Annotated in this window: 8 protein-coding genes and 2 pseudogenes; 7 read left to right on the forward strand and 3 right to left on the reverse strand. The window is 72.3% G+C overall.

Going from position 1 to position 11,772, the window contains the following annotated elements:
* The first annotated feature begins 22 nt into the window (after positions 1 to 22).
* From speB to ACTYVM_RS03375, 3 genes are all read left to right on the forward strand, one after another.
* Positions 23 to 994, forward strand: coding sequence for an agmatinase (speB, locus tag ACTYVM_RS03365; RefSeq protein WP_445524449.1), 972 nt, complete (start codon positions 23 to 25; stop codon positions 992 to 994).
* Positions 995 to 999: 5 nt separating this feature from the next.
* Complete coding sequence (locus ACTYVM_RS03370) at positions 1,000 to 2,685, forward strand: thiamine pyrophosphate-binding protein (protein WP_445524450.1); 1,686 nt, start codon at positions 1,000 to 1,002, stop codon at positions 2,683 to 2,685.
* Positions 2,686 to 2,869: 184 nt separating this feature from the next.
* A complete protein-coding gene (locus ACTYVM_RS03375) occupies positions 2,870 to 3,727 on the forward strand; it encodes a serine hydrolase (protein ID WP_445524486.1) in 858 nt (285 codons plus the stop codon).
* Positions 3,728 to 3,773: 46 nt separating this feature from the next.
* Here ACTYVM_RS03375 and ACTYVM_RS03380 read toward each other — a convergent pair whose 3' ends face one another.
* Together ACTYVM_RS03380 and ACTYVM_RS03385 are read right to left on the reverse strand one after the other, a co-directional pair.
* Positions 3,774 to 4,178: a GntR family transcriptional regulator gene (locus ACTYVM_RS03380; protein ID WP_445524451.1), complete on the reverse strand. Its 405-nt coding sequence runs from the start codon at positions 4,176 to 4,178 to the stop codon at positions 3,774 to 3,776.
* Complete coding sequence (locus tag ACTYVM_RS03385) at positions 4,175 to 5,023, reverse strand: hypothetical protein (RefSeq protein ID WP_445524452.1); 849 nt, start codon at positions 5,021 to 5,023, stop codon at positions 4,175 to 4,177. Before ACTYVM_RS03385 ends, ACTYVM_RS03380 begins: the two co-directional genes overlap by 4 nt.
* 190 nt (positions 5,024 to 5,213) lie before the next feature.
* On the opposite strand from ACTYVM_RS03385, the pseudogene ACTYVM_RS03390 reads away from it, so the two are divergent.
* The 4 genes and pseudogenes from ACTYVM_RS03390 to ACTYVM_RS03405 all read left to right on the forward strand — a co-directional run.
* Positions 5,214 to 8,699: pseudogene (locus ACTYVM_RS03390) on the forward strand (ABC transporter ATP-binding protein); the annotation flags it as partial.
* A 150-nt stretch (positions 8,700 to 8,849) separates the two neighbouring features.
* A pseudogene (locus ACTYVM_RS03395) lies at positions 8,850 to 9,041 on the forward strand (hypothetical protein); the annotation flags it as partial.
* A 102-nt stretch (positions 9,042 to 9,143) separates the two neighbouring features.
* The gene (locus ACTYVM_RS03400) at positions 9,144 to 9,506 is read left to right on the forward strand and encodes a hypothetical protein (RefSeq protein WP_445524453.1); all 363 of its coding nucleotides are present in this window, start codon (positions 9,144 to 9,146) and stop codon (positions 9,504 to 9,506) included.
* A 97-nt stretch (positions 9,507 to 9,603) separates the two neighbouring features.
* Complete coding sequence (locus tag ACTYVM_RS03405) at positions 9,604 to 11,055, forward strand: S28 family serine protease (protein WP_445524454.1); 1,452 nt, start codon at positions 9,604 to 9,606, stop codon at positions 11,053 to 11,055.
* A 46-nt stretch (positions 11,056 to 11,101) separates the two neighbouring features.
* On the opposite strand, the gene ACTYVM_RS03410 is transcribed toward ACTYVM_RS03405, so the two are convergent.
* Entirely contained in the window at positions 11,102 to 11,725 is a 624-nt protein-coding gene (locus ACTYVM_RS03410) for a hypothetical protein (RefSeq protein WP_445524455.1), read from the reverse strand.
* Positions 11,726 to 11,772 lie beyond the last annotated feature (47 nt).

The raw sequence follows: 11,772 nt of genomic DNA on the forward strand, positions 1-11,772 counted from the left end.
GCAGGAAAGAAGGCATGTCAGCATGAGCAGCACCGAGACGCCCCGCGGCCCCGTCGACTCCTCCCGCGTCCCGCGGTACGCCGGCCCCGCGACCTTCGCCCGGCTGCCCCGCCTCGACGAGGTGGGCACCGCCGACGTCGCCGTCGTGGGCGTGCCGTTCGACTCCGGCGTCTCGTACCGGCCGGGCGCCCGCTTCGGCGGCAACGCCATCCGTGAGGCGTCCCGGCTGCTGCGCCCCTACAACCCGGCGCAGGACGCCTCCCCGTTCGCCCTCGCCCAGGTCGCGGACGGCGGCGACATCGCCGTGAACCCGTTCAACATCAACGAGGCGGTCGAGACCATCGAGGCCGCCGCCGACGAACTCCTCGGCACTGGCGCCCGGCTGATGACCCTCGGCGGCGACCACACCATCGCGCTGCCGCTGCTGCGGTCCGTCGCCAAGAAGCACGGCCCGGTCGCGCTGCTCCACTTCGACGCTCACCTCGACACCTGGGACACCTACTTCGGCGCCGAGTACACGCACGGCACCCCGTTCCGGCGGGCGGTGGAGGAGGGCATCCTCGACACCGAGGCACTCTCCCACGTCGGCACCCGCGGCCCGCTGTACGGCAAGCAGGACCTCACCGACGACGAGAAGATGGGCTTCGGCATCGTCACCTCCGCCGACGTCTACCGCCGCGGCGCCGACGAGGTGGCCGACCAGCTGCGCCAGCGCATCGGCGACCGCCCGCTGTACATCTCCATCGACATCGACTGCCTCGACCCCGCGCACGCGCCCGGCACCGGCACCCCCGAGGCCGGCGGCATGACCTCCCGCGAACTGCTGGAGATCCTGCGCGGCCTGGCCTCCTGCAACCTGGTCTCCGCCGACGTCGTCGAGGTGGCCCCGGCGTACGACCACGCCGAGATCACCTCGGTGGCCGCCTCCCACACGGCGTACGAACTGACCACGATCATGACCCGCCAGATCGCGGCGGCCCGGAAGGACGCGTAAGCGACGTGACGCACGACCACGACCTGGAACTCCGCCCGACACCCGCGCAGACGGAGGCCGCCCTGAACCCTCCCCCCGGCCGCAACGGCGGAGACCTGGTCGTGGAGACCCTGGCCGGGCTGGGCGCGACGACCGTCTTCGGCCTGCCCGGCCAGCACGCCCTCGGCATGTTCGACGCGCTGCGCCGCTCGGACCTCACGTACGTGGGCCTGCGGGTGGAGAACAACGCGGGCTTCGCCGCCGACGCCTACGGCCGGATCACCGGCGAGGCCGCGCCGCTGCTGCTGTCGACCGGCCCGGGAGCGCTGACCTCGCTGGCCGCGCTCCAGGAGGCGGCGGCGGCCTCGGCCCCCGTCCTGGCCGTCAGCAGCCAGATCCCGAGCGCGGGGCTCGGCGGCGGCCGCCACGGCTACCTGCACGAACTGCCCGACCAGGCCGCCTCGTTCCGCGGTGTGGTGAAGTCCGTCCACACGGTCCGTACCCAGTCCCAGATCCCCTCCGCCATTGCGGCCGCCTGGAAGTCGGCGCTGACGGTCCCGCACGGGCCCGTATGGGTGGAGATCCCGCAGGACGTGCTGCTCGACCGGACGAGCCTGCCGGTGGTGACGGCGCTGGACGCGACCCCGGAGGAACTGCTCCCGCGTCCCGAACTCACCGCGGTGGCGGCCGACCTGCTGTCGAAGGCCGCCCGCCCGGCGATCATCGCGGGCGGGGGAGTGGTCCGCGCCGACGCGTCCGGCAAGCTGCTGGCCCTCGCGGAGCGGCTGAACGCGCCGGTCGTCACGACCTTCGGCGGCAAGGGCGCCTTCCCCTGGGAGCACCCGCTGTCCCTCCAGTCCTGGCTGGAGGACCGGCACACCACGGACTTCCTGGAGGACGCGGACGTCCTGCTCGTCATCGGCTCGGGCCTCGGCGAACTCTCCTCCAACTACCACACGTTCACGCCGCGCGGCCGGGTGATCCAGATCGAGGCCGACCTCGGCAAGCTGGAGTCCAACCACCCGGCGCTCGGCATCCACGCGGACGCGCGCCTGGCCCTCCAGGCCCTGCTGGAGACGGTGGACGAGCGGCCGGACGAGGGCGCCGCCGACCGCGCACGCGCCGTCCTCGACAAGGTCCGCGACCGGATCGCCGCCCAGGAACTCACCCTGGAGCAGAACGTGCTGGCGTCCGTCCGGCGCGCCCTGCCCGCCGGCTCGCCGTCCTTCTGGGACATGACGATCCTGGCGTACTGGGCCTGGTCGGCCTTCGACGCGAAGTCCCCCAACACCATGCACTCGGCCCAGGGCGCCGGCGGCCTCGGCTACGGCTTCCCGGCGGCGCTGGGGGCGGCGGCCGCGGACCGCACCCGCCCGGTCCTGGCGGTGTCGGGCGACGGCGGCGCGCTGTACTCGATCGCGGAACTGGCCACCGCCCGCCAGTACGACCTCGACGTCACCTGGCTGATCGTCGACGACGGCGGCTACGGCATCCTCCGCGAGTACATGACCGACGCCTTCGGCCAGGCCACGGCGACGGAGCTCACCCGCCCCGACTACGTGGCCCTGGCCGAGTCCTTCGGCGTCCCGGGCGTCCGTACGACGCCCGAGAACCTGGCGGCCGACCTGGCGAAGGCCCTTTCCGAACCGGGTCCTTCGGTCGTCGTCCTCCCCGCCGTCCTGCGGATGTTCGCGCCCACGCATCTGGACTGAGCCCGCGGCGAAACCGGAAAGGGGCTCGTGCTCGTGTGTGCGAGTCCCTGACTGCATTCGGGTAACGGCCGGTCAAATCTCGGTCAACTCGCGCAACCTTGGCCCGGAGTCCGTATGTCAAGGATGCATGACTCACTGGACAACCCGGCGCGCCAGAGGGCTCGCGGCGGGTGTGGGCGTCGGGATGCTGATTCCCTGCGTGGCCGTCGCGACGCCGGCCACGGCCGCCACACCCACGGTCAGCTGCACGTCCCAGAAGGCGGGACTGGCAGCCAAGTTGCAGAAGGACATCACCGCGGCCATGAAGGGCCGCAAAGGCACCATCGCCGTCGGTCTGCGTGACCGCACCACCAACACGACCTGCACGCTGCGGCAGTCGACCACCTACGACTCGGCGAGCGTCGTCAAGGTCACCGTTCTCGCCACCCTGCTGTGGGACGCCAAGAAGCACAACCGCTACCTCACCGCCCGCGAGTCCACGCTCGCCAAGGCCATGATCACCAAGTCGGACAACAACGCCACCTCCAGCCTGTGGAAGCAGCTGGGCGTGACGAAGGTCAAGGGCTTCCTCACCGCGGCCGGCATGACCCAGACCAAGCCGGGAGCGAACGGCTACTGGGGCCTGACCCAGATCACCGTGCGTGACGAGCAGAAGCTGCTCGGGCTGCTCACGGCGAAGAACACCGTGCTGAGCGACAACTCCCGCGCCTACGTCCTCAAGCTCATGGGCCAGGTCGTCTCCTCCCAGCGCTGGGGCACGCCCGCCGGAGCGCCGTCCTCCGTCGCCGTGCACGTCAAGAACGGCTGGCTGTCGCGTTCCACACACGGCTGGCGGGTGCACAGCGTCGGCACCTTCAACGGCGCCGGCCACGACTACATGATCACGGTGCTGACCCAGGACAACAGCACCATGAACTACGGCGTCACCACCATCCAGAACATCGCCAAGGCCATCCACAAGGACCTCGTCCCCACGGCGACCAACACCGTGCGCTTTGCGCCGACCGGAACCCCGAGCGAGGCCTCCGTCCCGGCCCCGTAGGGGTGCGCGGCCGGGAGGGCGGCGCCCCGGCGTTGCGTCCCGGCGCTCACCGCGCCGACCGTCCCGGCGGGGGTTCCCGGAGAGCCTGGTGGAGGGCTTCGAGCAGCCGGGTGTCATCCGCGCCGAGTTGCCGTGCCGCTCGTACGTAGTCACGCGCCAGCGGCACCAACGGGCCCAGTGGGTTCCCCGTGTCCGGTCCGGGTGCCGGCGCGCACACGCGGGTGCCGGCACCCCGGCGGGTCCTGACCAGCCCGGCGGTCTCCAGTTCGCGGTAGGCGCGGGCCACCGTGCCGGTCGCCAGACCGAGGTCCGCCGCGAGTTGGCGGACCGGTGGGAGCCGCTCGCCGTCTGTGAGCCCGCCGGTTCGGATCAGCCCGGACAGCTGGGCCCGGATCTGCTCGTACGGCGGTACCGGACTCGTGGTGTCCACCCGGACCGAGGCGGGGCTCACCGTCGCCGTCCCGTCCCGTCGACCAGGACGGCCAGGCAATACACGGCCGTGAAGGCGGCACCGGCCACCGTGGGCAGGAGCAGCCAGTACCCGGCCTGGAGGGCCGCGCTCGCGCACGGTACGGCGTGGACCCCGCCGACGGCGAACGTGCCGACGCCGGCGAGTGAGCCGGTGACGAGCAGTCCCCACGCGGCGACCACGTCCGTCGTGCCGTCCCGGCGTCGCCCCGCGTCCGCGCCGCCGTCCGGCTCCCCGGTGACCGGGCGGCGCGCCGTCCGGTGCAGAGCGAGCCCGCACCCGGCGGTTGCCGCGGCGAGCGCCGCCAGCAGGGGCACGCTGTAGTAGGAACCGGGCCAGGGTCCGTGCGAACCGGTCATGTCACCGCAGGTGAAGGTCAGCGAGCGCCCGGCCCGACCGAGGTCGTCGGCACTGCCCGCCAAGGTGGTGAAGGTCAGTAGCACCACCAGGGCGACGGCGAAGCCGCCGAGGAGGGCGGCGAGGCGGGTCGGCAGGTAGTCGCGGATCCGGCGCGGCGCGAGCCCGGCGAAGCGAACCCTTCCGTGCGGCCGGGGCGTCAGTGCGTCGGCACCCAGCGCACCGAGCACCGCACCGGCGCCGAACAGGGTCGGCGCCAGCACGGCCCCGCGTCCGAGCGTCTCGCTGCCGCTCGCCCACCACGCGAGCGCCGCGCCCAGCGCCAGCCCGGACCAGCGGGCCAGGCTCTCCGGCCGCAGGCGTGAAGGCCCGCCGAATGGCGTGGTCGCGTCACGGCCCGGCACGAGTGCCAACAGGATTCCCCCGGCGCACAGCACCGCGAGCGTCCACCCCACAGGCAGAACGGGCATACGAATCCCCCTTGGATCGAACTCCTGGCCTGAAACTCAATTTGTATCAAGCACTTGCTACAAGATGGGGTCGGCCGGCTCTTTGTGTCAACTGTTTGATACAAGAGTGCGGGTAAGGCGCCGCGGGATGAAAACCGGGCCACCGGGCGTTGCCTGCTTGCGGTAGCGCAGGCGGATCGGGAGGCACTGGGTGTCAGCGGAAAAGGGCGGGGCCGAGAAGAATGCCCAGGGATGGGCGCGGAGACTGGCCGGGTACGCCTGGCGCTACCCCAAGGACGTCGTCCTCGCCCTGGGCGCCTCGCTCGCCGGCATGGCCGTCACGGCGCTGGTGCCGCTGATCACCAAGGTGATCATCGACGACGTGATCGGCGACCACAGCCGCCGTATGACCCCCTGGGCGGGCGCCCTGATCGCCGCCGCGCTCGTCGTCTACGTCCTCACCTACATCCGCCGCTACTACGGCGGCCGGCTCGCCCTCGACGTCCAGCACGACCTGCGGACGGAGATGTACGAGACGATCACCCGGCTCGACGGCAGACGCCAGGACGAGCTGTCCACCGGCCAGGTGGTCGGCCGCGCCACCAGCGACCTCCAGCTGATCCAGGGCCTGCTCTTCATGCTGCCGATGACCATCGGCAACGTGCTGCTCTTCCTGATCTCCCTGGTGATCATGGCCTGGCTGTCGCTTCCGCTGACCCTGGTCGCCCTGGCCGTCGCCCCGGCCCTCGGCTGGATCGCCCGGCGCAGCCGCACCAAGCTCCACCCCGCCACCTGGTACGCCCAGGCGCAGGCCGCCGCCGTCGCCGGCGTGGTCGACGGCGCGGTGAGCGGCGTCCGCGTGGTGAAGGGCTTCGGCCAGGAGGAGCAGGAGACCGCCAAGCTGCGCGGGGTCGGCCGCAGGCTGTTCGCCGGGCGGCTGCGCACCATCCGCCTGAACTCCAGGTTCACCCCCGCGCTCCAGGCCGTGCCCGCCCTCGGCCAGGTCGCCATGCTGGCCCTCGGCGGCTGGCTCGCCGTGCGCGGGCACATCACGCTGGGCACGTTCGTCGCCTTCTCCGCCTACCTCGCCCAGCTCGTCGGACCGGTCCGCATGCTCGCCATGGTGCTCACGGTCGGGCAGCAGGCCCGGGCGGGCACCGAACGCGTCCTGGAGCTGATCGACACCGAGCCCACCCTGACCGGGGGCACCAAGGAGCTGCCCGCCGACGCCCCCGCGACCGTCGAGTTCGACGACGTCTCGTTCGGCTACGCGGACGGCCGGCCCGTCCTCCAGGGGCTGTCCTTCGAGATCCGCCCCGGCGAGACCCTGGCCGTCGTCGGCTCCTCCGGCTCCGGCAAGTCCACGGTCTCCCTGCTGCTGCCCCGCTTCTACGACGTCACCCACGGCGCCGTCCTCGTCGGCGGCCACGACGTGCGCGAGCTGACCCTGGACTCGCTCAGGGCCGCGATCGGCCTGGTGCCCGAGGACTCCTTCCTGTTCTCCGACACCGTCCGCGCCAACATCGCCTACGGCCGCCCCGACGCCACCGCGGAGCAGGTCGAGGCCGCCGCCCGCGCCGCCCAGGCCGACCGCTTCATCGCGGAGCTGCCCGAGGGCTACGACACCACGGTCGGCGAGCACGGCCTGACCCTCTCCGGCGGCCAGCGCCAGCGCGTCGCCCTGGCCCGCGCGATCCTCACCGACCCGCGCCTGCTCGTCCTGGACGACGCCACCTCCGCCGTGGACGCCCGCGTCGAGCACGAGATCCACGAGGCCCTGGCGCAGGTCATGGAGGGCCGCACGACCCTCCTCATCGCCCACCGCCGCTCCACCCTGAACCTCGCCGACCGCATCGCCGTCCTCGACCAGGGCCGCCTCGCCGACATCGGCACCCACGACGAACTCCAGGAACGGTGCGCCCTCTACCGCGGCCTGCTCACCGACCCCGACGAGCTCGGCGGCGTCTCACCGGGCCACACCCAGCCCGCCGCTCCCCCGGACGACGTCTCGGTCCGGGAGGAACTGGACGCCGAGTTCGACGCCGAGCGCGGCATCACGCCCACGTTGTGGGCGGGCGAGCGCGAGCCCCGGGACGCGGCGATGGCCGGCATGCCCGCCACCCCCGAACTGCTCGCCCAGGTCGCGGCGCTGCCGCCCGCGGCCGACACCCCCGACATCGACGAGCGGCGGGCCGTCCGCCCGGAGGACTCCTACGGCCTGCGCCGCCTGTTGCGCGGCTTCGGCCTGCCGCTCCTGGCCAGCCTCGGCCTCGTCGCCGTGGACGCCGCCATGGGCCTGCTGCTGCCGATCCTGATCCGGCACGGCATCGACCAGGGCGTCACACGGATGGCCCTGGGCGCCGTGTGGGCGGCGTCGCTGCTCGGCCTGCTCGCCGTGCTGGTGCAGTGGGCGGCGCAGATCGGCGAGACCCGGATGACCGGGCGGACCGGGGAGCGGGTGCTGTACTCGCTGCGCCTGAAGATCTTCGCCCAGCTCCAGCGGCTCGGCCTCGACTACTACGAGCGCGAGCTGACCGGCCGGATCATGACCCGGATGACGACCGACGTCGACGCGCTGTCGACGTTCCTCCAGACCGGCCTGGTCACGGCGTTCGTCTCGGTCGTCACCTTCTTCGGCATCATGATGACCCTGCTGGTGATCGACGTGCACCTGGCGCTCGTCGTCTTCGCGACGCTGCCGCCGCTGGTCGTCGCCACGTTCTTCTTCCGCCGGGCGAGCGTCAGGGCGTACGAACTCGCCCGTGAGCGGGTGTCGGTGGTCAACGCCGACCTCCAGGAGTCGGTGGCCGGGCTGCGGATCGTGCAGGCCTTCCGGCGCGAGGGGGACGGCGGGCGGCGGTTCGCCGGGCGCAGCGAGGACTACCGCCGGGCGCGGATCCGGGGCCAGTGGCTGATCTCGGTCTACTTCCCGTTCGTGCAGCTCCTGTCCTCGGTCGCGGCGGCCGCGGTGCTCATCGCGGGCGCGGGCCGGGTGGAGGCGGCCACGCTGACCACGGGCGCCCTGGTGGCCTACCTGCTCTACATCGACCTCTTCTTCGCGCCCGTCCAGCAGCTCTCCCAGGTCTTCGACGGCTACCAGCAGGCGACCGTCTCCCTGGGCCGCATCCAGGAACTGCTCCGGGAGCCGACGTCCACGAAGTCCGCCGCCGAGCCCGTCGAGGTGCCCGCCCTGCGCGGCGAGATCGCCTTCGAGGACGTGCACTTCCACTACGGCGCCGGCGACGCGGGCGACGCGGCGCTCACCGGCGTCGACCTGCGCATCCCGGCAGGACAGACCGTCGCCTTCGTCGGCGAGACCGGCGCGGGCAAGTCGACCCTGGTGAAGCTGGTGGCCCGGTTCTACGACCCGACCGGCGGCCGGGTGACCGTCGACGGCACGGACCTCAGGGCGCTGGACCTCACCGCGTACCGGCACCGGCTCGGGGTCGTGCCGCAGGAGGCGTACCTCTTCCCGGGCACCGTCCGCGACGCCATCGCCTACGGCCGCCCCGACGCCACCGACGCCGAGGTGGAGGCCGCCGCGCGCGCGGTCGGCGCGCACGAGATGATCGCCACGCTGGAGGACGGCTACCTGCACGAGGTCGCCGAGCGCGGACGCAACCTGTCGGCCGGTCAGCGCCAGCTGATCGCGCTGGCCCGCGCCGAACTCGTCGACCCCGACGTCCTGCTCCTCGACGAGGCGACCGCCGCGCTCGACCTGGCCACCGAGGCACAGGTCAACCAGGCCACCGACCGGCTCGCCGGCCGCCGTACGGCCCACCCGTCGCCCGACCACCACCCCTCATCGAGCTCCCCCAGACTCCGTCCGGGGGGACCCCCAGCGCGCACCACCTTGGTGGTCGCCCACCGACTGACGACGGCCGCCCGCGCCGACCGGGTGGTGGTGATGGACCACGGTCGGGTCGTGGAGGACGGCACCCACGAGGAACTGCTGGCCCGCGACGGACGGTACGCCGCGCTGTGGCGGACGTTCGTCGGCGCGTCCGAGCCGGAGGAGCCGGTCAGCGCGTCACGCTGAGCCCGTGGCAGCAACCAACCGGCCCGCGGGCCGCGTCCGTACATCCGTACACTCGTACGCTTGCCGTCAGGGGGGACCGTGGACCGTGGTGCGATACACCGGATGCGGGCGCCGGTCGTGGCCGTGCTGACCGGGGCGGTGCTGCTCGCGTTCGCCGCGCCCGCCACCGCCCGCGCGGCCGTCGCCTGCGCCGGCCGCGAGGTCAGGAAGCTCTCCTTCGCCACCGGCATCGTCCACGTCCACAAGCGCGACGGCTACGTCTGCGCCCTCACCACCGCCAGGAATCCCGGCCCCAAACGGTCGATGTCGGTGACGGTGCAGGCCCGCGGCAACCGTCCGGTCACCGACAAGGGCCGCTACTCCCAGCAGGCCGGCCCGGTCACCGTGCACGCGGGCCACCGGTGCGTGCGGGTCTCCGGATCGGTGGGCTCGAAGTCGGTGCACACGTCCTGGATCCTGTGCTGAGCCCCTGAAACACGTTCAGGTATTTCCCTGCCGCCCTGGTGCGCACCCGAGTTGCTCCGATACCTTCCGGCGAACATCTGTCTTAATGGGAGGGTGCATGCGCAAGGCGCTCAGATGGCTGCTCGCGCTCACGGTGTCCATCGGCACGCTGAGTACGGCGGGGGCGGCCACCGCGGCCCAGCCGGAGGCCACGAACAGCACCGCGGCCAGCTCGGAAACCGACATCCTGAACCGGCTCCTGGCCATCCCCGGCATGAGCCTGATCGAGGAGAAGCCCTACACGGGCTACCGCTTCTTCGTCCTCAACTACACCCAGCCGGTCGACCACCGCGATCCGTCGAAGGGCACCTTCCAGCAGCGGATCACCGTGCTGCACAAGGGAGTCGACCGCCCGACGGTCTTCTACACCGGCGGCTACAACGTCTCCACGACCGCGAGCCGCCGCGAGCCCACCCAGATCGTGGACGGCAACCAGGTCTCCATGGAGTACCGGTTCTTCACCCCGTCCCGACCCGCCCCCGCCGACTGGTCCAAGCTCGACATCTGGCAGGCCGCCAGCGACCAGCACCGCATCTACCAGGCGCTGAAGCCGGTCTACTCCCACAACTGGATCGCCACCGGCGGCTCCAAGGGCGGCATGACGGCCACTTACTACAAGCGCTTCTACCCCGGTGACATGGACGGCGTGGTCGCCTACGTCGCCCCCAACGACGTGGTCGACAAGGAGGACTCCGCCTACGACCGCTTCTTCGCCACCGTCGGCACCAAGGAGTGCCGCGACCGGCTGAACGGGGTGCAGCGGGAGGCGCTGGTGCGCCGGGAGTCGCTGGAGAACAAGTACGCGAAGTTCGCCGCCGACCACGGCTACACCTTCACCACCGTCGGCAACCTGGACAAGGCCTACGAGGCCGTCGTCCTCGACTACGTGTGGGGCTTTTGGCAGTACAGCCTGCTGAAGGACTGCGGCACCATCCCGGGTGACGCCAAGAACGCCACCGACCAGCAGATCTGGGACACCGTCGACGCCATCTCCGGCTTCGACGCCTACACCGACCAGGGCCTGGAGACCTACACGCCGTACTACTACCAGGCCGGCACGCAGCTCGGCGCGCCGACCATCCAGTTCCCGCACATCGAGAAGAAGCTGATCCGCTACGGCTACCAGCCGCCGCGCAACTACGTGCCGCGGTCGATCCCGATGAAGTTCCAGCCGTCGGCGATGCGTGACGTGGACACCTGGGTGCGCCAGCACGCGAACCACATGCTCTTCGTGTACGGGGAGAACGACCCGTGGGGCTCGGAGCGGTTCCGCCTCGACAAGAAGGCACAGGACTCGTACGTCTTCACGGCGCCCGGCATGAACCACGGGGCGAACGTCGCCGGTCTCGTGCCGGACGAGAAGGCGCTCGCCACGGCCAGGATCCTCGAGTGGGCGGGAGTCGCCACCCCGGCGGTCCAGTCGAACCCGTCGGTGGCCAAGCCGCTGGCCGGCTACGACGCGAAGCTGGACGTGCGGGACGTGGAGCGGGAGCCCGCGCTCAGGCCGTGACACGCTGACGCGCACGCGCTGATCCATCGGTGGGCTGCGCCCGGAGTCACAGCTTCCGGGCACAGCCCACCGGTTCGTCGCCGCCGAGTCGGACGTACAGGGCGGTCGACGCGGGGCACCGGTCGCGGCTGCGCACCGCCCGCGTCACCAGATACTCGGGCTTCTTGTGGCCCGTGCCGTCGCACGCGGTCTCCCGGACCTGGCCGCGTCCGGAGCCGTAGAGGCAGTCGCCGACGACGGTGCGCGGGCCACCCCCGCCGCCGGGGTCGCCGGGGTGGGGCGGCTGGAGGTTGCGCATACAGGCGTAGCCCTGCGGGATCGCGCCGTCCTCCTGGCCGGGACCCGCCGGCTGGGCGTCGATGTGCAGGACGAAGTCGGTGTTCGGCGGGCAGAGCGGGCCGTCGCCGGGCCGGCCGTCGTGCCGGGTGAGCACCCGGGCCGCCGCCCGCTCGCCGGAACAGGGCACCTCGGTGAAGGCCGTCGTGCCGAAGGAACTGCACTCGCCCACGTCGAGGAACACCGCGCCGTGACCGGACGGCCCCGCGGAGGCCGGGGCGGTGCCCCCCTCCCGGCCGCCCGTGGACCCGGGCGGCTGCCCGCAGCCCGTCAGCAGCGCCACGAGCAGCGCCGGCAGGGCGCACGCCACCCCCATGGTCCATGTCCCGCGCATCGCCGTCCCCCCCGGTCCACCCCGGCCCAGCGTGGCTCGCCGCAGCG

The sequence above is a fragment of the Streptomyces cyslabdanicus genome, from assembly GCF_052663305.1.